The following is a 26,686-nucleotide window of genomic DNA, read 5'->3' as shown; positions in this document are numbered from 1 at the left end:
CCCGCTCTAGGAGCCCTTCGGAGTGCAGGACTGCCAGCGCGGAGAGGACTGCACGTGCTTCGCGAGGCTCTGGATCGCGTCGCCGTAGTCGCCGGCGAGCGCCTTCGACGCGATCTCACCCGCCTCCTGCACCTTCTGGGCGCGGGTCGATTCGCCCCGGAGCGTCGTCAGATCGGCCTTCAGGGCATCCGGGAGCGGGCGCAGGCCCCGCAGGTGCTCGGCGCGGGACTCGACGGCCTTGCCGTAGTCGCCGGCGAGCGCGCGGCTGCGGATGGCCTTCAGGTCCTTGAGCCTCTCGGCCTTCGAATCGGCCGCCTTGGCCGCCTTCAGGTCGGTGCGCAGCGCCTTCGGCAGCGTCAACCAGTCGTGCACGAGGTGCTGAGCGAACGAGCACGACCCGGACGAGGTCGGCGTCGGCGCGGGCGGGGGCGTCGCGGCGTTCGCAGCGGCGGCTCCGCCGAGCACGAGCGCGGCGGCCGTGGAGATCGAGGCGGCGGCGAGGACGAGTGCTTTTCTCATGCCGCCATGCTGCGCGACCGGCGTATCGACCGCGTCGGGCCCGTGTTCGGGCCGCGTAAACCGCCCGGCATCGCGAATCGCGGGCGGTGGAGGCGAGCCGGATACGGTGGATGCCATGGAGGGGTGGGGAGAGTTCGCCGTCGCCGCGGCCGGCGCGACCGGTGCGCTCGCGGGGCTCGTGATCGTCGCGATCTCGGTCAACGTGACGCGGATCGCGGCCTCCAAGCCGCTCGTCGCCGGCGCCGCGGGCACGATCGCCTCGCTCGTGCAGGGTGTCGTCGCGTCGCTGCTCGTGCTGATCCCGGAGCAGAGCCGTGCCGCGCTCGCGACCGAGCTGCTCGTCTCGACGCTGATCGCCGCCGCGTTCTACGTGCGCGCCATCGCCATCGACGTGGGCGCCTACCGCCGTCGCGACGGCATGACGGGCCCGATCCTCGCGATGGTCATCGCGCTCAGCGTCGTGCAGTACGCGCCGTTCCTCATCGCCTGCGGGATGCTGTTCGCCGACCTCCCGACCGGGCTGTTCGCGGTCGCCGGGGGCGTCATCCTGCTGGTCGCCGTGTCGATGCTCAACGCCTGGCTGCTGCTCATCGAGGTGGTGCGCGGGAACGAGTGACGCCGTGACATTCGTCATGCCCGGATCGTGACGGCGGCCCTACCGGCCGGAGGCCCGCGACGGGGATCGTTGAGGTCATGAACGACTCCCCCGCCATCGCGCTGCACGGGTTGCGCAAGCGCTTCGGCCAGCTCACCGCCGTCGACGGCGTGACGCTCGAGATCGGCCGCGGCGAGGTCGTGGCGCTTCTCGGGCCGAACGGCGCCGGCAAGTCCACCACGATCGACCTCGCCCTCGGCCTGTCGAACCCCGACGAGGGCGACGCCCGGCTCTTCGGCGGCACCCCGCGGCAGGCGATCGTCGCCGGCCGCGTGGGCGCCATGCTGCAGGGCGGGGCGCTGCTGCCGACCCTCACCGTGCGGCAGAGCATCGAGCTCGTCGCCGCCGCGCACCGGCACCCGCTGCCGGTCGACGAGGCGATGGAGCGGGCGAAGGTCACCGACATCGCCCGGCAGCGGGTCGCCAAGCTCTCGGGTGGGCAGATGCAGCGGGCGCGGTTCGCGGTCGCCGTCGTGTCGAACCCCGACCTGCTGATCCTCGACGAGCCGACCGCCGCGATGGACGTCGAGGCCCGGCACGTGTTCTGGGAGTCGATGCGCGCGTTCACCGAGGAGGGTCGCACGGTCGTGTTCGCGACCCATTACCTCGACGAGGCGGACTCCTTCGCCGACCGCATCGTCATCCTGAACCGCGGTCGCCTGGTCGCCGACGGCACCCCCGCCGAAGTCAAGGCGGTCGTGAGCGGCCGCGTCGTCAGCTTCGCGCTGGATGCCGCCCCCGCCGGCCTGCACGATCGGCTCGCGACGCTCCCCGGCGTGCGCGACGTCGAGCGCCGCGGCGAACGGATCAGCATCCAGACCGCCGACTCCGACGCGACGCTGCGCGCCGTGCTCGCCGACTATCCCGCCGCCCACGACGTCGAGGTCATCTCGCGCACGATGGACGACGCGTTCCTCGCCCTGACCCACGATGCCGCCGAGCCGGCGCTGCAGGAGGCCCTCCGATGAGAATCCGCTACCTGGCGCTCGAGGTGCTGCGCCAGCTCAAGAACACCCGCAACCTCGTCTTCACGTTCGCCCTGCCCGTCGTGATGCTGCTGATCTTCGGCAGCGTGTACGGCTCGGGCGGTCAGGTCGACGACAGCACGCACCTGCCGTGGCTCGCCGTCACGACGATCCAGATGGGCGGCTACGGCGCCATGATGTCGGCGCTCGCGCAGGCGTTCACCATCGTGAACGAGCGCTCGCTCGGCTGGAACCGTCAGCTGCGCATCACGCCGCTGAGCGGCGCCGGCTACCTCACCACCAAGGTCGCCGCCTCGCTCGCGGTCGCCGCGATGTCGATCGTGCTGACCTTCGGCGTCTCGCTCATCGTGTTCCACACGCCGCTGGGGGTGGGCGGCTGGCTGATGGCGGGCCTCGGCCTCTGGCTGGGCGTGGTGCCGTTCGCGCTCATCGCGATCCTGATCGGGCAGTTCGCCAAGCCGGAGTTCGCGCAGCCGCTGTTCATGGTCACGTTCTTCGGGCTCGCGATCTTCGGCGGCCTGTGGGTGCCGCTGTCGATCATGCCGGACTGGGTGTCGAACGTCGCCCAGATCGTGCCCTCCTACTGGCTCAACCGCCTGGGCCAGATGGGCGCCCTCGGCTCCGGCGACGCCCTCGCCCCGGCCGTCGTGCTGATGGTCTGGACGATCGCGCTCGGCGCCCTCATCGTGTGGCGCTACCGCCGCGACGCCGCCCGCGCGTAGGAGCGCTCTACCCTTGGGCACCATGACGACCACCCCCGCCGCGCCCGCCGCGCGGCCAGGGGCGGTCGCGCGTCTGCGGGCCCCTGGCGCCCGGCGCTGGTACTTCGGGGCGAGCTTCGGCCTGCTCTACCAGGCCATCGAGGTCACGACCGTGTGGACCGCGGGGTCCGGCTCCGTCGGCATGCGCGCGCTCGCCACCGTCCTGCTCTTCGTGGTCTACGCGCTCTATCTCGTGCTGCCGCCGCTGCTCTGGCCGGAGCGGACGAGGGTGCGCATCGCGGCGGTCGTCGGGTACTGGGCGCTCACGTGCGTGCTGTTCCCGGTCATCGGCCCGTACACGATCTGGACCTGGACCCTCATCGTCGTCGTGGTCGGATTCACGTGGATCCCGCGGATCGGCTCACTCCTGATGCTGCTGGCCGTGGTCGGCGCGCAGCTGCTCGTGGGGTGGTCGGTCGACTGGATCAACGGCCTGCTCTACACCCCCTACATCACGCTCTCGGTGGGCGTGGTGATGATCTTCTTCGGGCAGCTGATCCAGCGCAACGCCCTCCTGCGCCAGGCGCAGCACGAGGTCGCCCGCCTCGCCGTGAGCGAGGAACGGGCCCGGCTCGCGCGCGATCTGCACGACTCGCTGGGGCATTCGCTGACCGTTGTCGCCGTCAAGTCGGAGCTCGCGCGCAAGCTGGTGAGCCGCGACCCGGTCCGTGCCGAGGCCGAGATCGCCGACATCGAGCGGCTCGCCCGGGAGGGGCTCGCCGATCTGCGCGCCGCGGTCGCCGGCTACCGCGACGTCGACCTCGAGGCCGAGCTGGCCTCGGCACGCACGGCGCTGGCCGCCGCGGGGATCACGGCCCACCTCCCCGACGACGCCGCCGTCGTGCGCCCCGAACTGCGCGCGCTCTTCGGGTGGGTCGTGCGCGAGGGGGTGACCAACGTCATCCGGCACTCGGCGGCGACGGCGTGCTGGATCGAGCTCGCGGCACGGAGGGTCGTGGTGCGCGACGACGGCGCGGGCGCCCCCCGCGACATCGCGGTCCCGCCATCCGGTCCGGGCAACGGCCTGCGCAATCTGCGCGAACGCGCCGAGGCTGCCGGGGCGAGGCTCATGAGCGGGCCGGCGCCCGACGGGGGTTACGCGCTCGAGGTGGCGGCGTGAGCATCCGGGTGCTGGTCGCCGACGACCAGGCGCTGGTGCGCGGGGCCCTCGCCTCGCTGCTCGCACTCGAGGACGACATCGAGGTGGTCGCCGAAGTGGGCCGTGGCGACGAGGTGGTGGATGCCGCGCGGGCCCATCGCGCCGAGGTCGCCCTCCTCGACGTGGAGATGCCCGGCCTCGACGGCATCGCCGCCGCGCGCGCTCTCGTCGCGGCCTATCCGGCGTGCCGCGCGCTCATCGTGACGACCTTCGGCCGGCCCGGGTACCTGCGGCTCGCGCTCGAGGCGGGGGCGTACGGATTCGTCGTGAAGGACACCCCGTCCGACGCACTCGCCGCCGCGGTGCGCCGGGTCGCGGCCGGGTTCCGCGTGGTCGACCCGGCGCTCGCCGCCGAGTCGCTGGCCTCCGGGCCGTCGCCGCTCAGCCGCCGCGAGACCGACGTGCTGCTGGCGCTGCGCGACGACGGCACCGCGGGAGCGGTGGCCCGGCGCCTGCACCTGTCGGAGGGGACCGTGCGCAACCACCTCTCATCGGCGATCGGCAAGACCGGTGCGCGCAACGCGGGGGAAGCCGTGCGGATCGCGGCCGAGAACGGCTGGCTGCTGGGCTGACGCCTGTGTAGTCTGGCGGGCTGCCCGCCGGGCGGCGTGAGGATGCGCGCCATGGTCGAACTGGTCGACGTGCCGGTGCCCGAGGGCCCCGGCGCCCCGGGATGGGACGAGTTCGTCGCGTTCACCGAGATCGAGAACGCGACCCAGGTCGCGGTCTACGGCACGGCCGACGTCGCGATCACGGCCGAACGCTGGCTGCCGCAGTTCCGCGACCCGGAGCAGGAGGTGCTGTTCATCGCGGCACGGGACGGCGACGAGGTCGTCGGCCGGATCGCCGTGACCCGCACCCACGAGGCGCCCGAGGCCGGCTTCGTGGAGCTCCAGGTGCGTCCCGGGAAACAGCACCGGGGCGTCGGCACCGCCCTCGCGGACCGGCTCGACGGGCTCGCCGCCGAGCTCGGGCTCGCCAAGCTCATCACGTATGTCCCGAGCGCCCCGGGCCCGGACGCCGGGCGACTCGTCGCGCCCACGGGCGCGGGTTCGGTGTCGCGGCAGGACCGCGGCACGCGCTTCCTGCTCGCGCGGGGCTGGCGGCTCGAGCAGGTCGAGCGCGGCAGCCGGCTCCCGCTGCCCGCGGACGGTGATCGCCTGAGCGCGCTGCGTGCGGACGCCGAGCGGCACGCCGTCGGCTACCGCGTGCTGACCTGGGTGGGCGTCACCCCCGCGGCGCTTCGCGCGGCGATGGCCGAGCTCAACGAGCGGATGTCGACCGACATCCCGACGGCGGGGCTCGAGGAGCCGCCGGAGACCTGGGATGCGGAGCGCGTGCTCGAGTACGAGACGCGGCAGACGGCGGAGCACGCCCTCCTCGTCAGTGCGGCGGAGCACATCGCGACCGGACGGCTGGCGGGCGTGACCCGGATCTGGCTGCCGCACGGCGCGGGCGCCGGCCAGCAGGGCACCACCGTCGTCCGCGGAGAGGACCGGGGTCATCGCCTCGGGTTGCTGCTGAAGGTCGCCAACCTGGAGGCGCTCGACGAGCGGTTTCCGGGTCGCCCGTCGGTCGTGACGTGGAACGCGGAGGAGAACCACCACATGCTGCGCGTCAACGAGGCCATCGGCTTCGTGCCGATGGGCTACGACGGCGCCTGGCGGAAGGACCTGCCGTGAGGATCGACGACGGCCGTGACGGCGCCGACTACGTCGAGGTCAACCGCGCCAACTGGGACGACCGCGCCCGCGCGCATGACTGGGCGGGCGGGTACGACCTCCAGCGCTTCGTCGACGACCCGACGCTGCTCTCCGGGGTCGTGGAATTCGACCGGCCCCTCCTCGGCGAGATCGCCGGGATCGAGGCCGTGCACCTGCAGTGCCACATCGGCACCGACACGCTCTCGCTGGCACGGCTCGGCGCCCGGATGACGGGGCTCGACCTCTCTCCGGCCTCTCTCGGGATCGCGCGGCGGCTCGCAGCGGACGCGGGAGCCGACATCCGGTACCTGGAGTCGAACGTGTACGACGCGCTCGACGTGCTCGGCACCGGCTCGTTCGACCTCGTCTACACCGGCATCGGCGCGCTCTGCTGGCTGCCGTCGATCGATCGCTGGGCGGCGACCGTGGCGGGCCTGCTGCGCGCCGGAGGCCGGCTGCTGCTCCGGGACGCGCATCCGGTGCTCCTGTCGATCGGCGAGGAGCACCCCGAGCGCCTCGAGATCGGCCTGCCGTACTTCGAGACCCCCCAACCCGACGTGTGGGACGAGCAACTCAGCTACGTTCCGACCGAGCGCCCGCTGGAGGCGACGGTGTCGTACCAGTGGAACCACGGGATCGGCGAGCTGGTCACGGCGCTGCTCCAGCACGGCATGGAGCTCACGGCACTCGTGGAGCACCGCACCGTGCCGTGGCCCGCTCTGTCCGAGCTCATGGAGCCGGACGAGGTGAGCGGCGAGTGGCGGCTGCGCGAGCATCCGGAGCGGTTGCCGCTCACGTTCACGATCGCCGCTCGCAAGCGCTAACGTCCGCGAACGCGCTGGCACCGCGGGCAGAAGTGCGATCCGCGGTTCATGAAGCTCTCCCGCACGATCGGCGTGCCGCAGCGCGGGCACGGCAGCCCCTGCCGTCCGTACGCGTTGAGCGAGTGCGAGAAGTAGCCCGAGGCGCCGTTGACGTTGACGTATTGCGCGTCGAAGCTCGTGCCCCCCTCGGCGAGCGCCTTTCCGAGCACGAGACGCACCTCGGCGAGCAGCGTCGTCGCGCGCGGCCGGGAGAGGGTCGCCGTCGGCTGCTCGTAGTGCACACGCGCCGCCCAGAGCGCCTCGTCGGCGTAGATATTGCCGATGCCGCTGATCAGCGTCTGGTCGAGCAGCGCGCGCTTGATCGTCGTCTGCTTGCGCCGGAGCGCCGCGAGGAACGCCCGGTCGTCGAACAGCGGGTCGAGGGGGTCGCGCGCGATGTGCCGCACGTGCGACGGCACCAGCTGCTCCGGATGATCGCGGGCCGGCACGAGCTCGTCGAGCGCCATCGACCCGAAGATCCGCTGGTCGACGAAGTCCACGCGGAGCGCTCCGGGATGCCCGGCGCCCTCCCCGAGCGGGGAGTCCAGGTCGAGCACGACGCGGGTGAGACGGTCGCGTTCGTGGTCGGGCGAGCGCAGGAGGACCTGGCCCGACATCCCGAGATGGATGGTCAGAGCCTCCGGGGCGCCCTCCAGCGGGACCCAGAGGAACTTTCCGCGACGCTGCGGCGCCCGCAGTCGCGCGCCCGTCGCGCGTTCGACGAAGTCCTCGACGGGCCCCGGATGCCGGCGCAGCGACCGCTCGTCGAGAACCTCGACACGGCGCACCGTCGCGCCCGTGACCGCCGGCTCGAGGCCCGCGCGCACGACCTCGACCTCGGGGAGCTCCGGCACTCGGCGTCGCCCCTAGGACTGCTCGGGCGCGGGCGCCTGCAGCGACTCGAACGCCGCGAACGCCGCCTGCACCTCGGCGGTCTTCTTGCTCGTCCCCTCGCCGGACGCGATGGCCGGGCCGGTGCCGAGGGCGACCTCGGCGCGGAAGCGCTTGGAGTGGTCCGGGCCGGAGTCGGTCACGGTGTACACGGGGAGTCCGCGGCCGAGCCGGGCGGCGAGTTCCTGCAGGCTCGTCTTGGGGTCCATGGCGGCGCCGAAGCGCTCCGGCTCGTGGAGCAGGGGTTCGACCAGCCGGAGCACGAAGTCGGTCGCAGCGGCGTCCCCGACGGAGAGGTAGGCGGCGCCGATGACGGCTTCGAGCGCGTCGGCGAGGATCGACGCCTTCTGCCGTCCGCCCGTCATCTCCTCGCCGCGGCCGAGGCGGATGTGGGCGCCGAGGCCGATCCGCCGTGCGATGTCGGCGAGCGCGACGCTCGAGACGAGCGAGGCGCGACGCTTGGCGAGGTCGCCCTCGTCGAGCTCCGGATTGTCGAGGTAGAGCTTGACCGTCACCGCCTGGCCGAGGATCGCGTCGCCCAGGAACTCGAGGCGCTCGTTGTGGGCGACCCGCCCGTGCTCGTACGCGAACGAGCGGTGCGTGAGCGCCAGCTCGAGCAGGTCGGGAGAGATCTCGATCTGCAGCTCTCGTCGGAGGTCGTCGATGCTGGCCTCCGGGAACCCCGGCTCAGACGTCGGCGACCTTGCGGCCCTTGTACTCGAGGTACAGCGGGGTGCCTGCCGAGTCCTCCACGACCTTCGCGCGGTGCGGGAGGCTGTAGACGGTCTTGCCGTTCTCGACGGTCTTGACCAGCTTCGGCGCCTCGGCCTTCCACTGCGACCGGCGCGAGCGCGTGTTGGAGCGCGACTGCTTGCGCTTGGGAACGGCCATGGATCTCTCTTCTCTGCTTCTGAAGTCCGGTTTACTCGCCGGACCGGTCCGTGCGGAAGCCCTCGAGCGCGGCCCAGCGCGGGTCCGTCGCACCCTGCTGCTCGTCCGGCAGGCCCGAGCGCTTCTCCCCTGTGACGGGGTCGAGACCCGGGCAGTCCGGCCGGCAGACCGGCTGGAACGGCAGCGACAGCACCACCGCATCCCGCACGACGGGTTCGAGATCCACGTGGTCGTCTCGAACCGCGAAGTCGAAGGCTTCGTCTGGAGAATACGCGAAAAGCTCCTGGAATTCGACCTGGACGGGCAGGGTGAGGGCGTCGAGGCACCGCACGCACTCGCCGCTCGCGGTCGTGGTGACCTCGCCCGTGACGAGGATCCCCTCGTGCAGACCCTCGAGCCGCACGTCGATCTCGACCGATGTGCCGGCGCTCACGTGGGCGATGCCCTCGCCCAGCTGCTCGGGCGCGGGGAAGGCGAGAGTGCGCTCGCGCATCTCCCCCGGCCGGTGCACGAGGTCGTGGACGGCGAGGTCGAAGGGGGTCGGGGCGGGCACCAGACGAGGGTACCCGCGTCCCTTCCCACGCGCTCGATTGCCGGAATCGAACGACCAGTAGGGTGCCCCGAGTGACCAATATCACGGTGCTCGCGGGCGGAGTCGGCGGATCGCGCTTCCTGCGCGGCGTGCGCGGGGCGCTGCGCGGGGTGCCGGATGCCCGCATCACCGCCGTCGTGAACACCGGCGACGACATGTGGCTGGCCGGCCTGCGCATCGCCCCGGACCTCGACACGATCACCTACGCCCTGGCCGGCGTGAACGACGAGGAGCGCGGCTGGGGCCGGGTCGGCGAGAGCTCGCGGGTCGCCGACGAGCTGGCGGCGTTCGGCGTCGGCTGGCCGTGGTTCACGCTCGGCGACCTCGACCTCGGCACCCACATCGCGCGCACCGCGTTCCTGCGCGAGGGCCTGCCGCTGAGCGAGGCGACGCGGCGGATCACGGCGCGCTGGGGGCTCGGCGCCGGCCCGGTCGAGGTCGAGCTGCTGCCGGCCACCGACGAGGAGGTCGAGACGCACGTCATCACCGACGACGGCGAGCTGCACTTCGAGGAGTGGTGGACGCGGCTGCGGGCCGCCGTGCCGGCGCGCGCGTTCGTGCAGACGGGGGTCGGGGCGGCGTCCCCGGCGCCCGGCGTGCTCGAGGCGATCGGCACCGCGGACGTGGTGCTGCTCGCGCCCTCGAACCCGGTCGTGTCGATCGGCACGATCCTCGGCATCCCGGGCATCCGCGACGCGGTGGCCGCGACCCGGGCGCCCGTCGTGGGCGTCTCGCCGATCATCGGCGGTGCCGTCGTGCGCGGCATGGCCGACGCGTGCCTGACCGCGATCGGGGTCGAGACGGATGCCGCGGCCGTCGCCCGGCACTACGGCGCGCGACGCGTGGACGGTGCGGGGGCGGGCGGGCTGCTGGACGGCTGGCTCGTGGACGACGCCGACGCCGCCTCGGTCGGACCGCTCACGGCCGACGGCATCCCGACCCGGGCGCTGCCGCTGCGGATGCGCGACGAGGCGACGTCCGCGGCGATCGCCCACGCCGCGATGGAGCTGGCGCTCGGCGGCCGCTAAGCGTCGAGAACGACCTCGCGATCGGTGTCTCAGCGCCCGGAGCGGCGTGAGCGACCGATCCCGGCGTCATCGTCGACGAGGTCGCCCGGGCCCGCCAGGGCGGCGGACGTGCGGCGGCCCAGACCGGGAGTCGCGGCCAGGTGCTCGGCGGTGTCGATGTCGAGCGGCAGGGTGCTGCCGGCGGCCGGGACGATCTCGGCGACCCCGAGCTCGCGATGGCGTCGCGCGGAGTCGGCCCCGAAGGCGTGCCGCAGCTCGACCCCGGCGCGCGCCGTGACGAGGGTCGTGCCGGTGCGCTCGCGATCCGCGACGAAGCCGGTCGGCACGGCCTCCGCGCGGTGCAGGGCGTCGTCGAGGTCCCCGGAGCGCAGCGACGGCAGGTCGCCGAGCAGCACCGCGCGCGGTGCGTCCGGATCGGCGGCCCGCAGGCCGGTCGCGATCGCGGCGGCGAGACCCGCGGGCGCCGGCTCGGCCACGAGATCCGCCGCCGTCTCGAGCGAGAGATCGGAGGTGACGACGAGCACCCGGTCCACGCGGCGGGCGGCAAGCGCCGCGTCGATCGTGTCGAGCGCGATCGCGCGCACCAGGCCGGGATCGGCGCCGAGCCGCGACTTGCCGACGGACGCGGGCTTCACCGGCACGATGACGGTCCACATGAAGGGGGACGCTACTCGCTAAGCTGGCGATGGTCCTCCGGCGGGTCTCGCCGGATGCGCCGGCCGCATCTCGGCCGGCCCGGCTCCTCGCAGGTCCTCTGCGCGTTCGCCCGCATCCCTTCGGAGACCCCATGCACGTGCGCCCCCTCGCCCTCGTCGCCGTCCTCGCCGGCGGCGCCCTCCTCTCCGGCTGCGCCCAGGGCGCCGCCGCCGCACCGGTGCCGACCGCCTCGTCGGCCGCCGCCGCCGTCACGGTGCAGAACTGCGACACGAGCGTCACCTTCGATCACCCGCCGAAGCGGGTGATCTCGATCAAGTCGACGTCGACCGAGATGATGCTCGCCCTCGGCGTCGGCGACCGGATCGTCGGCACCGCCTACCAGGACGGCCCGGTGCCCGCGAGATGGGCGGCCACCATGCGCGGCGTGCCGTCGCTGTCGGACTTCATGCCCAGCGAGGAGGCCGTGCTCGCGAAGAAGCCCGACCTGGTCTATTCGGGCTGGGAGTCGGCGTTCTCGGCCGACCAGGCCGGCACCCGGGGCGAGCTCGCGTCGCTCGGCGTCGCGAGCTACGTGCAGCCGGCCGCATGCCGCTCGACGCCGGTCGCGAAGCTGACCTTCGCCGAGGTGTTCCGCGAGATCGATCAGGCCGGGCGCATCTTCGGGGTCGAAGCCCGCGCGAAGCAGGTGGTGGCGACGCAGCAGGAGCAGCTCGCCGGCATCCACCGCGACCCCCGCGGTCTCACCGCGCTCTGGTACTCCTCCGGCGACGCCTCGCCGTACGTCGGCGCCGGCACCGGCGCCCCCGAGCTCGTGATGAAGACCGCGGGGCTGAGGAACATCGCGGGAGACGTGCCGCAGACGTGGACGACGCTCGGCTGGGAGTCGATCGTCGCGGACGACCCCGACGTGATCATCCTGATCGATGCCGACTGGAACACCGCCGCCGCGAAGATCCACCGGCTCGAGAGCGACCCCGCGACCGCACGGCTGAGCGCGGTGCAGAACCACCGCTTCATCACCATCCCCTTCGCCGAGAGCGAGGCCGGCGTGCGCAGCATCGACGCGGCGCGCTCGGTCGCGGCGCAGCTGGCGCACCTGCACGTCGGGTGAGCGCGCGGGCGGTCGTCGCGGCGGTGGTGCTGAGCGCCCTGCTGCTCGCGTCGCTGGCCGCGGCCACCGCGATCGGATCGTCGGGGCTCGCGGTCGGCGACGTCGCGCGCGCGGTGCTCGCCCACCTCGGCATCGGCACGAACCCGCTCGGCCCGATCGACGACGGCATCGTGTGGGAGCTGCGCCTGCCGCGCGTGCTGACCGCGGCGGCCGTGGGAGCGGGCCTGGCCCTGGTCGGCGCCATCATGCAGGCCCTCACAGCCAACCAGCTCGCCGATCCGTACCTGCTCGGCCTGTCCTCCGGAGCCTCGCTCGGGGCGGTGAGCGTGCTGCTGCTCGGGGTCTCGCTGCTGCTGCCGCTCGCCGCGTTCCTCGGCGCGATCGCGGCGCTGGCCATCACGCTCGCGCTCGCGGGCGCGCTCGGACGCATCACGCCGAGCCGCACGGTGCTCGCCGGCGTCGCGGTGTCGGCGCTCGGCACGGCGCTCACGAGTTTCGTCATCTTCTGGACCGCGCGCGGCGACGCGTACCAGGACGTGCTCAACTGGCTGCTCGGCTCGGTCGCGGGGGCGCGCTGGCCGCAGGTCGCGGTCGCCGTCGGCGGCTTCGTCGTGCTCGGCATCCCGCTCATCGCGAACGGCCGGGTGCTCGACGCGTTCGCGTTCGGCGACCGGATGGCGGCCTCCCTGGGGGTGAACGTCACGGCCGTGCGCTGGACGCTGCTCGGCGCATCGGCGGTGCTCACCGGGATTCTGGTGAGCGTGAGCGGGTCGATCGGCTTCGTCGGCCTCGTGCTCCCGCACGCGGTGCGCCTCATCGCCGGGCCGCGGCACGGCCGGCTGCTGCCGCTCGTGGCGCTCGTCGGCGCGATCTATCTCGTCTGGGCCGACACCGCCGCGCGCACGCTGCTCGCGCCGCGCGAACTGCCGGTCGGCATCGTCACGGCGCTCGTCGGGGCTCCGGTGTTCGCCCTCCTGCTGGCCCGGCGCCGGGGTGGCGCATGAGCTGGATGCGCGATGCCGACGCGTCCGGGGGCGCCGGACTCGACGTCCGCGGCCTGATCGTGCGCGTCGGACGCAAGGAGCTCGTCCACGGCGCCGCGTTCACCGCGCCCCCGGGCGCCATCACGGCGCTTCTCGGACCCAACGGAGCCGGCAAGTCGACGATCCTGCGCGCCATCGCGGGGGTCGAGAGTCCCGCCGCCGGCGCGCTCGCCTTCGGCGGCGAGGACCTGCTCGGCCTGCGGAGACGGGAGCGCGCTCGGCGCGTGGCGTTCGTCGAGCAGGACGTCGCGACCGACCTGCCCATCGATGTGCGCGACGTCGTCGCGCTCGGCCGCACCCCGTACGAGCCGCGTTGGGGTGGGCGCGACCTCGGCGCGCCCACCGCGATCGACGCCGCCCTGGTCGCCGCCCGCGCGGAAGGGTTCGCCGAGCGCCGGTTCGCCTCGCTCTCCGGCGGCGAGCGGCAGCGCGTGATGCTCGCGCGGGCGCTGGCGCAGGAGCCGCGTCTGCTGCTGCTGGACGAGCCGACGAACCACCTCGACGTCGCGGCGCAGCTCGAGCTGCTCGTGCTGCTGCGCGAACATACCTCGCGCGGCATGACCATCGTGACGGCGCTGCACGACCTGTCGCTCGCGGCCGATCAGGCGGATGCCGTGGTCGTCATCGCCGATGGACGCGTCGTCGCGAGCGGCCCGGCTCGCACGACCCTCACCCCGGAGCTCATCCGCGACGTCTACGGCGTGACCGCGAGCTGGACCGAGAACCCGGTCACGGGACGACCGATGCTCGCCCTGGGGCATCCCGCGGCCTGAGACGCGCCTCGGGTCACTCCTCGTCGCCGCGGACGCGCGCGACGAGCGACGGCGGCAGCAGCACCGCGCGGACGCGGTCGCGCCCGCTCGTGCTCGCGCCGATGGCCTTGACGACGCTGCGCAGATCCTCGACTCGGATGGGCCCCGGGGCGCGCGCGTACGCCGTCGTCTCCACACCGCGCCGGAGACCGTCGATCCGGGCGGCGCTCGAGGCGAGCGTGACCGTGAGCCGCTCCGCGAACTCCCGGGGCGTCTGGGTGTCCGGCGCCGCCCACCCGTTGTCGCGCGCCGTGTCGCGCAGTTCGGCCCACGCGTTGCCGGCGGGATCCCGTCCGCGCGCCACCGCCCGCATCCGCCGCGCCCGTTGCGCCGCCCGGATCGCGGCCGGGGTGAACAGCAGCGCGATGGCCACGAGGAGCACGATCAGCACGATCCACGGGGTGGCGTCGGCCCGGTCGGTCGCGGTCGCGGCGCCGGCCGAGGCCGACGGGGCCGCGGACGCCCCGCCGGGGTCCGACGCCGAGCTCGACGGGCCGGCGCTCGCCGTCGCTCCCGGTGACGCGGTGCCGCCGCCCTGATTGATGGCGTCGTCGACGGCCTGCGGGTCGGAGTAGGTGGGCAGCACGCCCCGGCCCGGCGTCGGCTCGAACCGCAGCCAGCCGATGCCGGCGAAGTACAGCTCCGGCCAGGCGTGCAGGTCGTGCGAGCTCACCTGGAACACCCGCTTGTCGTTCACCGACGCCGGCGTGCCGGGCTGGAATCCCACGACGACCCTGGCGGGGATGCCGAGCGTGCGCGCCATGATCGCCATCGCCGACGAGAAGTGCACGCAGTACCCCGCCTTCTTCTGCAGGAACTGGGCGATGATGTCGGCACCGGAGCCGTCGTAGTGCTGGTCGACCGGCGCGGTCTCCGAGTAGGTGAACCCGCCGTCGCTCTGGAAGTAGTCCTGCAGCGCCACCGCCTTGTCGTACTCGGTGGTCGCGTTCGCGGTCACTCGTAGCGCGGTCTGCGCGATGATCGCCGGCATCCCGGTCGGCACCGAGACGTCGAGCGGCATGCCGACGGGGCTGGGCGTCGCGGCGCGCAGCTGCGCGAGGTCCGGCTTCAGGTCGAGGAAGCTGGCGGTGTAGTGCTGCCCGCTCGCGCTCGTCGACCTGCTGCGCACGGTGAGCCCGCCCGCGACCCACTTCCAGTCGTCGTCGACCCCGGTGATCCTGGAGGCCGGATACGGCACCGGCAGCCAGCGTCCGCTGATGTCGTCCACCTGCACCGACGCCTTCAGCGTGCGGCGCTTGACCGCGGAGGTCAGCCCGGTCGGCGCGGGGAACTTGGCGACGTCGTGCGTGCGTGCGGGATCGATGTCGGCGGGCTCCCACTGCCGGCCGTCGAACTTGTCGAGCGTCGCCAGGCGCAGGTAGACCCCCTGCGTGCTGCTCGTCGTATACGTCAGGGCCGGCACGTCACCGCCCTGGCGCAGGTCGTCGCCCAGGTTGATGAGCGGATTGACCGCTCCATCGATGCCGGGACCGCCGGTGCCCGGATCGTCGGCGACGGGCGGCAGCACGAAGGGCAGCAGGAGCGAGCCCGCGACGACGATCGCGCCCGTCACGAGCACCGCGGCGGGGGTCGCACGACGCTGGCCGCGGCGCAGCAGCACGAGGAACACGATCGCCGTCAGCACGAACCAGACCGGCTCCGCGACGCCGGAGCGGATCGCGACGGGCACGCCGAGCAGCGCGAGCAGGGGCGCCGCCGTCAGCGCGGGCGCCCGGCGCACGACGATGTCGGCGAACAGGGCGCAGCCGGAGGTCAGCAGCGCGAGGAGGAAGACGATCCCGAGCTCGGGGGTGGCGGGCAGCGCCTGCTCCGCGATCGAGAGCCAGGCCTGCTCGCCGAGACGGCTGAATCGCGTGAGGACATCGGGGGTCGGGATGACGCCGAGCAGCGCCTTGTCGGCCGCGTACCCGAGGGTGAGGGCGAGCAGACTCGCGAGCGCCGCGACGACGGTGGGCAGCCACGGCCGGCGCGAGAGCCGCCGCGTGACGTTCGCCGCGACGAGCACGAGCACGATGAACAGTGCTCCGACGAGGTACCACGAGAGTCCCTGCAACGTCGGGCGGAGCCCCGCGTACGCGAGCAGCAGCGCGAGACCGGTCAGCCCGGCCGACACACCCTCGCCGCGTGGACGCCGCGGCCCGCCGGATGGCCGTCGGCGGCCCGGCGAGGCGGCGGCCCCCGGTGGTGCCGGGCGGCGCAGGTCAGTGAGCGCCATCGACCGCTCCCCGGAAGGCGGCTGAGGCGAACAACCCCTGCACCGCGAGGTCGCGCCAGATGTCGGCCGGCCGGTCGTGCGCGGCGACCGGCACGCAGGTCCAGCCGGCCTCCGTCAGGCGCTCGGCGAGCTCCGGCCGGGGACCGACCGCGAAGGCGATCGCGACGTCGGCGCCGCGCCGACGTCGCACGAGCCAGTCGGCGGTGACGTCCTCGGCGTCCGCGATGACCGCGAACAACGGGCCGGACGGTCCGCCCGGGGCGGAGAGCTCGCCCGGGGGCGGGGCGAGCAGCCGGACGCCCGCGAGGCTCGTCAGGAAGCCGTCGATCCGCCGGCCGCCCTCCCAGCGCTCGCCGATCTGCTCGAGCTGTGCCCTGGCCGTCTCCTCGATCTCGACGCGGAATCCGGCCTCCTCGAGGTGGATGCCGAGCGACGCCGTCATGCGCACGACCCACTCGAAGGCGTCGGACTCGAGGGTCTCGGTCCAGGCGCGACCGGCATCCGGATGCCCGTCCGGATAGCCGCCGATGCGGGTGTCGACGACGATGTGCGCGTCCGGGCGGCTGCGGTGCTCCTCCTGACGCACCATGAGCTCGCCGTGCCGGGCGGACGCGCGCCAGTGCACCCGGCGCAGCGCGTCGCCCGCACGGTACTCGCGCGTCGTGAGGTCGTCGTCGTTGCCCGCCACCCGGCGCTGGATCAGGCGTGCGGTGCCCTCCCCGTCGGCGGGGGCCGGCCCGCCGTCCGGCAGCCGGTCCACGGTCGGGATCACGACCAGCCGGTCCTGCTCGCCGACCGCGGCGACCCGTGCCACCATCCCGAAGGCGTCGCGCTGCTCGACGACCAGCGGCCCGATCGCGTAGACCCCGCGTCGCGCCGGGTGCAGCCGGTAGTCCGCGATGCGCACCCGCTGCTCCGTGGTTCCGGCCGGGATCGGGGCGAGCTGCCGGGGCGCCGGATCGTCCTCCTGCCACGGGATCGCGTCGTTCCACACCACCGACGGGCTCGGTGCGCTCCCGGTGTTGCGGATCCGCATCCGCACGTCGACCGGATCGCCGGCGGCGACCACGGGGGGTGCGAAGGTGCGGAGCACGTCGAGCCGGGGCCGGCGCAGGCGCACGACGACGAGCCCGATCGCGGGCAGCAGGAACGCCGCTCCGGCGAGGACCAGCAGCTCCCGCCGGCCGCCCCAGTAGGCCAGCAGGAGCGCGACGACCCCGATCAGGAGCGTGACCGCCCCGCGTACGGTCGGGCGCAGCTGCGCCTTCCGACGCAGGTTGCGCGCCGTCCGCTCGGTCTCCGGGCCACTGCTCTCCGCCGCACGGCGACGGGCCAGCCACTCCTCGGTCGAGACGGTGGCCGCAGCGCGGTCCTCGAGGTCGGTCACCGCACTAGGCCGTTCCGGCGGCTCCGAGCGGCACCGGGGTCGCGGCCACGATGCGCGCGGTGATGTCGGGCGTGGCTCCGGCACCGAAGGATCCGCCCCCGCCGACCGTGGCGCGAGCCGGCATGAGCCGGTGGGCGAGCACCGCCACCGCGAGGGCGTCGATGTCGTCCGGCAGCACGAAGTCTCGGCCGTCGAGGGCTGCGCGCGCCTTGGCGGCGCGCACGAGCTGCAGGGTCGCGCGCGGACTGGCGCCGAGCCGCAGCTCGCGGTCGGCCCGGGTCGCCGCGGCGATGGCGACGGCGTACTGCTCGACCGCCGGGCTCACGAAGACCTGCCGCACGGTCTGCATCATCTGCCGCAGCCGCTCATTGGTCACGACCGGGCGCAGGCGGTCGATCGGGCTTCCGCTCTCGCGGGTGCGCAGCATCGCGACCTCGTTCGCCGGATCCGGGTAGCCCATCGAGATCCGGGCCATGAAGCGGTCGCGCTGCGCCTCCGGGAGCGCGTACGTGCCCTCCATCTCGACCGGGTTCTGCGTCGCGATGACCGTGAAGGGGTCGGGCAGGTCGTAACTGCGTCCGTCGACCGAGACCTGGCGCTCCTCCATCGACTCGAGGAGGGCGGACTGGGTCTTGGGCGAGGCGCGGTTGATCTCGTCGCCGATGACGATGTTGGCGAACACCGGGCCCGGCTTGAACTCGAAGGCGCGCTCGGCCTGGTTGTACACGCTGACGCCCGTGATGTCGGCCGGGAGCAGATCCGGGGTGAACTGGATGCGGGAGACCGTGCAGTCGACGCTGCGGGCCAGAGCCCTGGCCAGCATCGTCTTGCCGACGCCGGGCACGTCCTCGACGAGCAGGTGCCCCTCGGCGAGCAGCACGGTCGTCGCGATCTCGATCGCCTCGCGCTTGCCGTCGATCACCGTCTCGATCGCGGCCATGACGGCGCGGGCGTCCATGAGGAACTCCGCGGCGGGCAGGGATTCGACCTCCGGCTTCGTCGCCGAGCGGTCCGGGGCTTCCGTAGCGTCCATCCCCATGGAGTCTGCCACGGGCGCGCGCCGGTCGGCTGGGATCATGAGAGGAACACGGAACGGCGGACCGGACGGTTCAGGTGGATGACGGCACCACGGGGGTGTTCCAGACCTCGCGTCCGTCGTGCCCGGGGTCTCGCGAAGGCGCTCCGGCGCTAGTCGCCGCGCTCGTCACGAGCGGCGCGGACGCCGGCCTCGTAGCCCTCGCGCCACGCCTCCTCCGAGCCGACGCGGAACATGTCCGCGGCGCCGAGCCGGACGATCGCGCGGGCGCCGGGCAGGTCGAGACCGCCGACCAGGTGGGCGAGGCCGCGGACGATCGCCAGCGGCATCCGGCTCGTCTTGCCCTTGACCAGGTCGGCGGCCGAGGCGATCTCGTCGGCGATCGCGGCCGCGGTCACCTGCAGAGCCCGGCCGTTGTCGTCGACACCGCCGCGCAGGTCGTCGAGCACGTGGATGCCCGCCGCCCCGATCGCGAGGTCGGTCTGCCCGTCGCGCCAGGGCCTGCCGAACGTGTCGCTGATCACCACCCCGATCCGCAGCCCGGTCCGCTCACGGACCCTCACGGCGATCGCCTGCGCGGAGGCGTCGGGGTCCTCGGGCAGCAGCAGCACGTATCCGTCGGGCACGTTGCTGCCGTCGACCCCGGCGGCCGCCATGACGAGACCGAGCGGGTTCTCCACGATGCGGGTGATGCGGCCGTCCGGCGTCGTGCGCGAGGCGACGACCCGCACCGTCTGGCTCGTGATCGCGTCCTCACGATCCCGCGCCGCGACGAGCCGGCCCTCGGCCTTGCTGACGACCTTGCTGGTGACGGCGAGGATGTCGCCGTCCTCGAGCGCGCCGTCCACGGCATCCGCGATGAGGGCCGCGAGATCGTCGCCCGGCACGACCTCGGGCAGGCCTTCGACGCCGATGACGTTGAGCACGGGTCCAGTCTGGCGTAGCCTGCACAGGTGAAGTTCTCCGGTTCGCCCTCGCGCTGAGCCGATTCACCCTGGCCACTCCTCCGGGAGGCGGCATCCCGTCTCAGCGTTCCGCTTCGAGACCCGGGAGAACCGCATGCCGTCCATCCAGCCCGTCATCACCCTGTCGCACGTCGGCCTCACCTGGCCCGACGGCACGGTCGCCCTCGACGACGTCTCCGGGGCGTTCGGCGCCGGCCGCACCGGACTGGTCGGCGCGAACGGGGCCGGCAAGTCGACCCTGCTGCGCCTCATCGCGGGCGAGCTGACCCCGACCTCCGGCGCCGTCACGACCGTCGGCGATGTCGCGGCGCTGCCGCAGACCCTCACCCTGCGCACCGGCACGACTGTCGCCGAGCTGCTCGGCATCGCGCGGCAGCTCGCGGCCGTGCGCGCCATCGAGTCCGGCGACGTCGACGTGCGGCACTTCGAGGCGATCGGCGACGACTGGGATGCCGAGGCACGGGCGAGCGCCGTGCTGACCGAGGTCGGCCTCCCCGCGTCCGCACTCGAGCGCCGCGTCGCCGAGATCTCCGGCGGCGAGGCGATGCTCGTGGCGATCGCAGGGCTGCGCCTGCGTCGCGCGCCGATCACCCTGCTCGACGAGCCGACCAACAACCTCGACCGCGACGCCCGCTCGCGGGTCGCGGACCTCGTGCGCGGCTGGTCGGGTGCGCTCGTCGTCGTGAGTCACGACGTCGCGCTGCTCGAGCTCATGGACGACACCGCCGAGCTGTACCGCAACGCGCTGACGACGTTCGGCGGCCCGTACAGCGCCTGGCGCGCGGCGCTCGACCAGGAGCAGGCGGCCGCGGCGCAGGCCGTGCGCGCGGCGGAGCAGACCTTCCGCGTGGAGCGCCGCCAGCGGATCGAGTCGCAGCTCAAGCTCGCCCAGCGCGAGCGGACCGCGAACAAGGCGGAGCGCGAGAAGCGGGTGCCGAAGATCGTCGCGCACGGCCGGCGGATGCAGGCGCAGGTCTCGGCCGGCCGCCTGCGCGGGGAGATGGAGTCGATCGAGCACGCCGCCCGGCTCGCGCTCGACGCGGCCGAGGAGCGGGTGCGCGACGACGACGGCATCCGGGTCGACCTGCGCGACCCCGGCGTGGCGCGCGGACGGCGGATCGCGGAGCTCGTCGGCACGGATCGCTCGTACGTGATCCAGGGTCCCGAGCGGGTCGCGCTGATCGGGCCGAACGGGATCGGCAAGACCACGCTGCTCGAGGGGATGCTGGGCATCGCCGGGGCCGAGCGCACGGTCGGGGGCGCCCGCGGCATCCTGCACACGGATCGCGTCGCCTACCTCGCGCAGCGGCTGGACGGCCTCGACGAGAGCGCGACCGTGCTCGAGTCGGTGCGGGCGGCCGCGCCGAGCGTGCCGCCGGGCGAGATCCGCAACCGGCTCGCGCGCTTCCTGCTGCGCGGGGATGCCGTCGGGCGCCGGATCGCGACACTGTCCGGCGGCGAGCGGTTCCGGGTCGCGCTCGCGCGGCTGCTGCTGGCCGATCCGCCGCCGCAGCTGCTCGTGCTCGACGAGCCGACGAACAACCTCGACCTGCCGAGCGTCGACCAGCTCGTGTCGGCCCTGCGCGGCTACCGCGGCGCCGTGCTCGTCGTCTCGCACGACGACGCGTTCCTGTCCCGGCTCGGACTCGACGCGACCCTCGCGCTCGACGCCGCCGGCCGCCTCACCCTCGTCGATTAGCCAAAAAAGCCCAGTGCGCGCGGTCACGCACTGGGCGTTTTTGGCTACGGGGCTAGGCCGTGAGCGCGGGGACGACCTCGCGGCCGAAGGTCTCGAGGAACTCGCGCTGATTCCGGCCGACGTTGTGGAGGTAGACGCGATCGAAGCCGAGATCGAGGAAGGACTGGATGTGGGCGCGGTGCGCGTCGGGATCCGCCGAGATCAGGAGCTTGCCCGCGAAGTCCTCCGGGCGCACCATGCGCGCGAGCTGCTCGAACTCGAACGGCGACCGCACGTCGGACTTGCCGAACGGCATCGCGGCGAGCGGCCACTCCGTCATCGCGTTGCGGGCGGCCTCCTCGTCAGTCGCCGCCCAGCTCAGGTGCAGCCGCAGCACCTTCGTGCCGCCGCTGCGGCCGGCATCCCGGCGCCCGTCGTCGAAGCGCTGCAGGAGGGTCGCGAGCCGTTCGCGCGGCGCCTCCTCCGTCACGATCCCGTCGACGGTGCGCCCGGCCCGGCGTGCGGTAACCGGCCCCGCCGTGCCGATCAGGATCTCCGGTGCACGCTCGGGCATCGTCCAGAGCCGGGTCGCCTCGAGCCGGAAGAACGCGCCCTCGTGCTTGACGTCCTTGCCCGCGAGCGAGCCGGCGAACAGCTTCTTGATGACGTCGACGGCTTCGAACATGCGGTTGATCCGCTCGGGCGCCTCGGGCCAGTACTGCCCGACCACGTGCTCGTTGAGCGCCTCACCGCTGCCGATGCCCAGCCAGTGCCGGCCCGGGTACATGGCCGCGAGCGTCGCCGACGCCTGCGCGACGACGGCCGGATGCCATCGGAACGTGGGCGCGGTGACCCCGGTCCCGAGGTCTCCCGCGGTCACCTGCCCTAGCGCCGAGAGCACGTTCCACACGAACGACGCCTGCCCCTGCTGCGGTGTCCAGGGCTGGAAGTGGTCGGCCGCCATGACGCCGGAGAATCCGTGCGCCTCGGCGTGCTGGGCGAGCTCGATCGCCTCGGTCGGATGGAACTGCTCCAGCATCGCGGCGTACCCGATCGACGCGGCGCGGGAGGCGGTCATCCCGCCATCCTGCCGCGCACGAGGCGCCATCCGCCCCGTGGGGTCACGCCTCGTCCTCGCGCAGCTCCCACGGGATCTCGTCCGGCGCGAGCTGGATCGGCTCGGCCGGCGGTGCGCCGAAGGGGATCGGCACGCCGTAGGGCGGCGACACGATGGGTCGCGCCATGGGGGGCGGCTCGACGTCGGGCGCCCGCCGGGTCGACTGCTCGATGAGCGCATCCGGATCATCGTCGTGGTTCGCGGCCATCCGCACCTCCGCACCCATTCTGCGCTCGCTACCGTGGGGCGATGACCACCGCCGCGCCCCTGCCCTCCCGCGATGTCCGCCCCGGGATCTGGTGCCAGCTCGGGGATGCCGTCGCGACGCGCATCGCCGCCCGTTCGGGCGCCGCGTGGGTCTGCCTCGACGCCCAGCACGGGCTGTTCGATCGCGCCGCGATCGCCGCGACGCTCGCGGCGCGCGACGACGACTGGGCGCCCGTCGCGATCCGCACGACCGCCGTCGATGCGGCGGAGATCGGGTATGCGCTCGACGCCGGCGCGGACTGGGTGATCGTGCCCCTCGTCGAGACGGTGGAGCAGGTGCGCCGAGCCGTGGCCGCCGCCTACTACCCGCCGCTCGGCCGGCGCAGCTGGGGTCCGCTCACACCGGTGTGGGACCGACCGGCGCCCGACCCGGCGGCCGCGAACGCGGCGGGCCGGCTGTGGATCATGATCGAGACCGCCGAGGGCCTCGACGCTCTCGACGAGCTGTTCGCGGTGCCGGGCGTGAGCGGGGTGCTCGTGGGCCCCAACGACCTCGCGCTGTCGCTCGGCCTCGATCAGGATGCCATGCTCGCCGACACGCGTCCGGAGGCTCCCGTGCAGCGCATCCTCGCGGCCGCGACGCGCGCCGGGATCGTCGCCGCCGCGTTCGGCGGCACCCCCGAGCGCGGTGCGCGCCTGCTCGCGCAGGGCTACGGGTACGTCATCGTCGGCACGGATGCCGCCGCTCTCGCCACGGGGGTGCGGGGGCTGCTGGCTCAGTCGCGCGCCGAGGCGAGGTAGTCGGCGACGGCACGCGGCACGTAGGGCGCCACGTCGCCGCCGAGCGAGGCCACCTGCCGCACGAGCGAGCTCGAGACGTGGGCGTGGGCGGGATCCGGCAGCATGAAGACGGTCTCGACCCCCGCGAGGTTGCGGTTGACGATCGCCATGGGCGTCTCGTAGGCGACGTCGACCTGCGACCGGATGCCCTTCACGAGCGCGGTCGCGCCGACATCCGTCGCGTAGTCCACGAGCAGGCCGACGCTCCAGCTGGTGACGATGATCTGACCCGCCACCTCCGCCTCCGCGAGCGCGTCCTGGATGAGCGACACGCGCTTGGCGATCGGCAGCAGCGCCGTCTTGCCCGGGTTGTGCACGACGAGCACGTGGATCTCGTCCCACAGCCGTGCGGCACGCGCGATGACGTCGAGGTGGCCGAGCGTGACCGGGTCGAACGAGCCGGGCACGACCGCGATGCGCGTCATGGTCCGAGCCTATCCGGCGCGATCACCAGGCCGTCCAGCCTCCGTCGACCGCGAGCACGTGGCCGGTGATCGAGCCGCTCCGCGGGGCGAGCAGGAAGCAGGTGGCCGCCGCGACCTCCTCGACGGTGGCCAGACGCCCGCCGGGGATGCGCGAGAGCACCTCGGCGCGGAACTCCGGCCGCGCGAGGTTCGCGCGGGTGAATTCGGTCTCGACGAAGGTGGGCGCGACCGCGTTGACCGTGATGCCCGCCGGCGCCCATTCGACGGCGAGCCCGCGGACCATCCCGTTGACCGCGTGCTTGCTCGCGGCGTACGGCACCCGATCCGGGAAGCCGACCGAGCCGAGCTGCGAGGACATCGCGACGATGCGACCGCCGCCGTGCGCGGTCAGCACCGGATGCAGTGCGCGGCATGCCACGAACGCGGCGCGCACGTTCACCGCGAAGATGGCGTCGAAGTCGTCCATCGGGTACCCGGCGGCCGGCGCCGGGCGGTTCATCCCGGCCGACAGCACCGCCCCCCACAGCGGCTCGGCCGCGTCGGCCTGGGCGATCGCCTCCTCCATGGCCGCGTCGTCGGTCGCATCCGCGGCATGGGTCCGGGCACGACCTCCGGCGTCGACGATGCGCGCCGCGACGCCGTCGAGCTCGCCGCGGGTGCGTGCGACCAGTGTGACGAGCGCGCCCCGCGCGGCCGCCTCCTCGGCGACGCCGGCCCCGATGCCGCGACCCCCGCCGGTCACGAGCACATGACGTCCGTCGAGTTCCCCGCTCATGCCGCGCCTCCGGTGCTCGTCCGTTCGATCAGTTCGACCGGCAGGACCTCGCGGCGCGGCGGCAGCGACGGGTCCTCGATGCGCCCCGCCAGCAGGTCCACCGCGCGCTGGGCCATCCGCGCGGTGGGCTGTCGCACGGTGGTCAGCCCGACGATGGCCCACCCGGCGGCGGCGATGTCGTCGAATCCCGCGACCGCGACATCCCGGGGCACCCGCAGGCCGAGCTCGCGTGCGGCGTTGAGCGCGGCGAGCGCGATCGTGTCGTTGTGCCCGACGATCGCCGTCGGTCGCTCGCCGCGCGACAGCATCGCGTCCGCGGCGACGCGCGCGGTCGACGCGGCGAAGCCGGCCGGGGTGGTCTGCACGGTGAGCCCGAGCTCCCGGGCCCGCGCCGCGAACCCCTCGCCCCGCTGCCGCGCCGTCGACGTGCCGGGATCCCCCTCGAGCACACCCACGGTGCGATGGCCGCGGCGATGCAGCAGCTCGGCCATGAGGGCGGCTCCCCCCGCGTTGTCGCTCTCCACGGTATCGACCGCGATCGGCAGGGTGCGATGGGCGAGCACGACCGGGAACCCGGATGCCACGAGCTCGCGCACGGCCGACGAGTCGTCCGTCGCAGCGGTGACGATGATGCCGTCGACGCGCTGCCGCAGCAGCGACTCGATCGCCGTCGCCTCGCCCTCGGCGCCCCCGCTCGCCGCGTTCTGCAGCAGCATCCGCCCGCCCCGCGCGCCGAGCGCGGCGCCGAGCGCCTCGAGGAACTCGGGATAGAAGGGGTTCAGGATGTCGGAGACCACCACTCCGACCGTCCCGGTGCGGCGCGTCACGAGACCTCGCGCGACGTCGTTTGGCCGGTAGCCGAGGTCACGGGAGGCCGCGAGCACCCGCTCGCGTGCGGCCGCCGAGACGACGCCCCCGTTGAGCGCCCGCGAGACGGTGGCCTGCGACAGCCCCGTGGCGCGCGCGACGTCGACGCTCGTGACGGGGTGCGGGCTCACGCGCGCACCGGTGCGGGTTGGTGGTCGGTCCAGCGCAGCGACGTGCCGCGCACGCGGGCGGTGCGCACATCGCCCGCTCGGGCGTGTCCCTCGAAGAGCTCGACGCGGGCCGCCCGGCCGCAGATCTCGCCGAGCAGGGCGCTCGACTCCGGGTCGGTGACCTCCTGGTAGGTCACGGTCTTCAGGTACTTGCCCACCCAGAGCCCGCCCGTGTAGCGCGCGGCTCCGCGCGTCGGGAGCACGTGATTGGTGCCGATCACCTTGTCACCGTACGAGACGGTCGTGCCCTCCCCCAGGAACAGCGCGCCGTACTGGTGCATGCGCTGCAGCGCCTCACGCGGGTCGCTCATCAGCACCTCGACGTGCTCGAACGCGAGGTCGTCGGCGAGCACCCAGGCGTCGTCGCGGCTCGTCACCACGAGGACCCGGCCGAAGTCGCGCCAGGCGGGTTCGGCCATGTCGCGCGTCGGCATCCCGGGCAGCAGCTCCTCGACGAGCTGGAGCGTTCGCCGCGCGACCTCCTCGTCGGTCGAGATGAGCACGGCCGGCGACTCGGGACCGTGCTCGGCCTGCGAGAGCAGGTCCACGGCGGCGATGAAGGGGTCCGTCGTCTGGTCCGCGAGCACCAGGATCTCGGTCGGGCCGGCGAACAGGTCGATCCCGACCGTGCCGTAGAGCTGCTTCTTCGCCTCGGCGACGTAGGCGTTGCCGGGCCCCGCGATGAGGTCGACGGCCGCCATGCTCTCGGTGCCGAGCGCCATCGACGCCACCGCCTGCACCCCGCCGACCAGGTGGATCTCGTCGGCGCCCGCGAGCGACATCGCGGCGATCGTCGCGGCGGGGATCTCGCCCCGGATCGGCGGCGTGCAGGCGACGACGCGCGGCACGCCGGCGACCTTCGCGGTCACGATCGTCATGTGCGCCGAGGCCGTGAGCGGATACCGGCCCCCGGGGATGTAGGCGCCGGCGGCCTGCACCGGGATGCTCTTCTGCCCGAGTCGCACCCCCGGAAGCGTCTCGAGCTCGAAGTCGGTGAGCGACGCGCGCTGGGCCTCGGCGAAGCGGCGCACCTGCGCCTGCACGAACCGGATGTCGTCGACGACCTGCTGCGGGACGCTCGCCACGATCTCGGCGATCCGCGCATCGCTCAGGCGGAACGACTCCGGCGTCCACCCGTCGAAGCGCTCGGAGTACTCGCGCACGGCCGCGTCGCCGCGCTCGCGCACGTCGGCGATGATCCCGCGGACGGTGTCGCGCACCCCCTCGTCGTCGCTCGGGGCGAGCTTGCCGCTCGCGTCCTTCAGGGTCGTGTACTCGACGGTCATGCCGTCACTGTATACGTATCCAATGG

At 73.6% G+C, this 26,686-nt stretch carries 29 protein-coding genes; 13 read left to right on the top strand and 16 right to left on the bottom strand.

Features of this window, described 5'->3' with window-relative positions:
• Positions 1 to 6: 6 nt before the first annotated feature.
• The gene (locus ABD285_RS08340; RefSeq protein WP_284253007.1) at positions 7 to 519 is read right to left on the bottom strand and encodes a hypothetical protein; all 513 of its coding nucleotides are present in this window, start codon (positions 517 to 519) and stop codon (positions 7 to 9) included.
• A gap of 115 nt (positions 520 to 634) precedes the next feature.
• On the opposite strand from ABD285_RS08340, the gene ABD285_RS08335 reads away from it, so the two are divergent.
• The 7 genes from ABD285_RS08335 to ABD285_RS08305 all read left to right on the top strand — a co-directional run bounded on the left by ABD285_RS08335 (position 635) and on the right by ABD285_RS08305 (position 6,607).
• Entirely contained in the window at positions 635 to 1,135 is a 501-nt protein-coding gene (locus ABD285_RS08335; RefSeq protein ID WP_284253009.1) for a hypothetical protein, read from the top strand.
• Positions 1,136 to 1,212: 77 nt separating this feature from the next.
• The gene (locus tag ABD285_RS08330) at positions 1,213 to 2,142 is read left to right on the top strand and encodes an ABC transporter ATP-binding protein (protein WP_284253011.1); all 930 of its coding nucleotides are present in this window, start codon (positions 1,213 to 1,215) and stop codon (positions 2,140 to 2,142) included.
• Positions 2,139 to 2,882, top strand: a complete 744-nt coding sequence (locus ABD285_RS08325) for an ABC transporter permease (RefSeq protein WP_284253013.1) — start codon at positions 2,139 to 2,141, stop codon at positions 2,880 to 2,882. The genes ABD285_RS08330 and ABD285_RS08325 overlap by 4 nt, the downstream gene beginning before the upstream one ends.
• A gap of 22 nt (positions 2,883 to 2,904) precedes the next feature.
• Positions 2,905 to 4,041: a sensor histidine kinase gene (locus ABD285_RS08320; RefSeq protein WP_344201874.1), complete on the top strand. Its 1,137-nt coding sequence runs from the start codon at positions 2,905 to 2,907 to the stop codon at positions 4,039 to 4,041.
• Positions 4,038 to 4,652 carry a response regulator gene (locus ABD285_RS08315; RefSeq protein ID WP_344201871.1) on the top strand — a complete coding sequence of 205 codons (615 nt, stop codon included), beginning with the start codon at positions 4,038 to 4,040 and terminating at the stop codon, positions 4,650 to 4,652. Before ABD285_RS08320 ends, ABD285_RS08315 begins: the two co-directional genes overlap by 4 nt.
• 51 nt (positions 4,653 to 4,703) lie before the next feature.
• Complete coding sequence (locus ABD285_RS08310) at positions 4,704 to 5,762, top strand: GNAT family N-acetyltransferase (protein ID WP_284253019.1); 1,059 nt, start codon at positions 4,704 to 4,706, stop codon at positions 5,760 to 5,762.
• On the top strand, positions 5,759 to 6,607 hold the full coding sequence (locus ABD285_RS08305) for a class I SAM-dependent methyltransferase (protein WP_344201868.1): 849 nt from the start codon (positions 5,759 to 5,761) through the stop codon (positions 6,605 to 6,607). The genes ABD285_RS08310 and ABD285_RS08305 overlap by 4 nt, the downstream gene beginning before the upstream one ends.
• Here ABD285_RS08305 and mutM read toward each other — a convergent pair.
• The 4 genes from mutM to ABD285_RS08285 are packed head-to-tail and all read right to left on the bottom strand — an operon-like array spanning position 6,604 to position 8,981.
• Complete coding sequence (mutM, locus tag ABD285_RS08300) at positions 6,604 to 7,500, bottom strand: bifunctional DNA-formamidopyrimidine glycosylase/DNA-(apurinic or apyrimidinic site) lyase (RefSeq protein WP_344201865.1); 897 nt, start codon at positions 7,498 to 7,500, stop codon at positions 6,604 to 6,606. The two genes, ABD285_RS08305 and mutM, sit on opposite strands and share 4 nt — an antisense overlap.
• 12 nt (positions 7,501 to 7,512) lie before the next feature.
• A complete protein-coding gene (gene rnc, locus ABD285_RS08295; RefSeq protein ID WP_284255591.1) occupies positions 7,513 to 8,202 on the bottom strand; it encodes a ribonuclease III in 690 nt (229 codons plus the stop codon).
• A 22-nt stretch (positions 8,203 to 8,224) separates the two neighbouring features.
• On the bottom strand, positions 8,225 to 8,428 hold the full coding sequence (gene rpmF / locus ABD285_RS08290) for a 50S ribosomal protein L32 (RefSeq protein WP_284253021.1): 204 nt from the start codon (positions 8,426 to 8,428) through the stop codon (positions 8,225 to 8,227).
• A 31-nt stretch (positions 8,429 to 8,459) separates the two neighbouring features.
• Positions 8,460 to 8,981, bottom strand: coding sequence for a YceD family protein (locus tag ABD285_RS08285; protein ID WP_425564984.1), 522 nt, complete (start codon positions 8,979 to 8,981; stop codon positions 8,460 to 8,462).
• A 71-nt stretch (positions 8,982 to 9,052) separates the two neighbouring features.
• Between ABD285_RS08285 and cofD the strand changes: the two genes are divergently transcribed.
• A complete protein-coding gene (gene cofD, locus ABD285_RS08280) occupies positions 9,053 to 10,048 on the top strand; it encodes a 2-phospho-L-lactate transferase (RefSeq protein ID WP_344201862.1) in 996 nt (331 codons plus the stop codon).
• A 29-nt stretch (positions 10,049 to 10,077) separates the two neighbouring features.
• On the opposite strand, the gene ABD285_RS08275 is transcribed toward cofD, so the two are convergent.
• On the bottom strand, positions 10,078 to 10,704 hold the full coding sequence (locus ABD285_RS08275) for an NTP transferase domain-containing protein (RefSeq protein WP_284253023.1): 627 nt from the start codon (positions 10,702 to 10,704) through the stop codon (positions 10,078 to 10,080).
• A 131-nt stretch (positions 10,705 to 10,835) separates the two neighbouring features.
• On the opposite strand from ABD285_RS08275, the gene ABD285_RS08270 reads away from it, so the two are divergent.
• From ABD285_RS08270 to ABD285_RS08260, 3 genes are read left to right on the top strand one after another with little or no spacing between them, the layout of a single operon-like run.
• The gene (locus ABD285_RS08270; protein WP_284253024.1) at positions 10,836 to 11,816 is read left to right on the top strand and encodes a putative F420-0 ABC transporter substrate-binding protein; all 981 of its coding nucleotides are present in this window, start codon (positions 10,836 to 10,838) and stop codon (positions 11,814 to 11,816) included.
• A complete protein-coding gene (locus ABD285_RS08265) occupies positions 11,813 to 12,820 on the top strand; it encodes a putative F420-0 ABC transporter permease subunit (RefSeq protein ID WP_284253025.1) in 1,008 nt (335 codons plus the stop codon). Before ABD285_RS08270 ends, ABD285_RS08265 begins: the two co-directional genes overlap by 4 nt.
• A complete protein-coding gene (locus tag ABD285_RS08260; protein WP_284253026.1) occupies positions 12,817 to 13,632 on the top strand; it encodes an ABC transporter ATP-binding protein in 816 nt (271 codons plus the stop codon). The genes ABD285_RS08265 and ABD285_RS08260 overlap by 4 nt, the downstream gene beginning before the upstream one ends.
• A gap of 13 nt (positions 13,633 to 13,645) precedes the next feature.
• On the opposite strand, the gene ABD285_RS08255 is transcribed toward ABD285_RS08260, so the two are convergent.
• The 4 genes from ABD285_RS08255 to cofE all read right to left on the bottom strand — a co-directional run bounded on the left by ABD285_RS08255 (position 13,646) and on the right by cofE (position 19,256).
• On the bottom strand, positions 13,646 to 15,907 hold the full coding sequence (locus ABD285_RS08255; RefSeq protein WP_344201857.1) for a transglutaminase TgpA family protein: 2,262 nt from the start codon (positions 15,905 to 15,907) through the stop codon (positions 13,646 to 13,648).
• Positions 15,894 to 17,294, bottom strand: coding sequence for a DUF58 domain-containing protein (locus ABD285_RS08250; protein WP_344201854.1), 1,401 nt, complete (start codon positions 17,292 to 17,294; stop codon positions 15,894 to 15,896). Before ABD285_RS08250 ends, ABD285_RS08255 begins: the two co-directional genes overlap by 14 nt.
• A gap of 4 nt (positions 17,295 to 17,298) precedes the next feature.
• On the bottom strand, positions 17,299 to 18,333 hold the full coding sequence (locus ABD285_RS08245) for an AAA family ATPase (protein WP_425564983.1): 1,035 nt from the start codon (positions 18,331 to 18,333) through the stop codon (positions 17,299 to 17,301).
• Between the two features lie 149 nt (positions 18,334 to 18,482).
• Positions 18,483 to 19,256: a coenzyme F420-0:L-glutamate ligase gene (gene cofE / locus ABD285_RS08240; RefSeq protein WP_284253030.1), complete on the bottom strand. Its 774-nt coding sequence runs from the start codon at positions 19,254 to 19,256 to the stop codon at positions 18,483 to 18,485.
• 133 nt (positions 19,257 to 19,389) lie between these two features.
• Here cofE and ABD285_RS08235 point away from each other — a divergent pair, with 133 nt between their 5' ends.
• On the top strand, positions 19,390 to 20,994 hold the full coding sequence (locus ABD285_RS08235) for an ABC-F family ATP-binding cassette domain-containing protein (RefSeq protein ID WP_284253031.1): 1,605 nt from the start codon (positions 19,390 to 19,392) through the stop codon (positions 20,992 to 20,994).
• 52 nt (positions 20,995 to 21,046) lie between these two features.
• Here ABD285_RS08235 and ABD285_RS08230 read toward each other — a convergent pair whose 3' ends face one another.
• A complete protein-coding gene (locus ABD285_RS08230; RefSeq protein WP_284253032.1) occupies positions 21,047 to 22,051 on the bottom strand; it encodes a TIGR03557 family F420-dependent LLM class oxidoreductase in 1,005 nt (334 codons plus the stop codon).
• A 43-nt stretch (positions 22,052 to 22,094) separates the two neighbouring features.
• Entirely contained in the window at positions 22,095 to 22,298 is a 204-nt protein-coding gene (locus tag ABD285_RS08225; RefSeq protein WP_284253034.1) for a hypothetical protein, read from the bottom strand.
• Positions 22,299 to 22,339: 41 nt separating this feature from the next.
• On the opposite strand from ABD285_RS08225, the gene ABD285_RS08220 reads away from it, so the two are divergent.
• The gene (locus ABD285_RS08220) at positions 22,340 to 23,098 is read left to right on the top strand and encodes an HpcH/HpaI aldolase family protein (protein ID WP_284253035.1); all 759 of its coding nucleotides are present in this window, start codon (positions 22,340 to 22,342) and stop codon (positions 23,096 to 23,098) included.
• On the opposite strand, the gene coaD is transcribed toward ABD285_RS08220, so the two are convergent.
• From coaD to hisD, 4 genes are read right to left on the bottom strand one after another with little or no spacing between them, the layout of a single operon-like run.
• Complete coding sequence (coaD, locus tag ABD285_RS08215; protein ID WP_284253036.1) at positions 23,074 to 23,562, bottom strand: pantetheine-phosphate adenylyltransferase; 489 nt, start codon at positions 23,560 to 23,562, stop codon at positions 23,074 to 23,076. The two genes, ABD285_RS08220 and coaD, sit on opposite strands and share 25 nt — an antisense overlap.
• Positions 23,563 to 23,584: 22 nt before the next feature.
• A complete protein-coding gene (locus tag ABD285_RS08210; RefSeq protein WP_344201848.1) occupies positions 23,585 to 24,337 on the bottom strand; it encodes an SDR family NAD(P)-dependent oxidoreductase in 753 nt (250 codons plus the stop codon).
• Positions 24,334 to 25,335: a LacI family DNA-binding transcriptional regulator gene (locus ABD285_RS08205; RefSeq protein WP_344201845.1), complete on the bottom strand. Its 1,002-nt coding sequence runs from the start codon at positions 25,333 to 25,335 to the stop codon at positions 24,334 to 24,336. Before ABD285_RS08205 ends, ABD285_RS08210 begins: the two co-directional genes overlap by 4 nt.
• Positions 25,332 to 26,660, bottom strand: a complete 1,329-nt coding sequence (gene hisD, locus ABD285_RS08200; protein WP_284253041.1) for a histidinol dehydrogenase — start codon at positions 26,658 to 26,660, stop codon at positions 25,332 to 25,334. The genes ABD285_RS08205 and hisD overlap by 4 nt, the downstream gene beginning before the upstream one ends.
• Positions 26,661 to 26,686 lie beyond the last annotated feature (26 nt).

It is taken from the genome of Pseudolysinimonas kribbensis (assembly GCF_039531715.1).
GTDB classification, from domain to species: domain Bacteria; phylum Actinomycetota; class Actinomycetes; order Actinomycetales; family Microbacteriaceae; genus Pseudolysinimonas; species Pseudolysinimonas kribbensis.
This window is presented reverse-complemented; position numbering and strand designations above follow the sequence as displayed.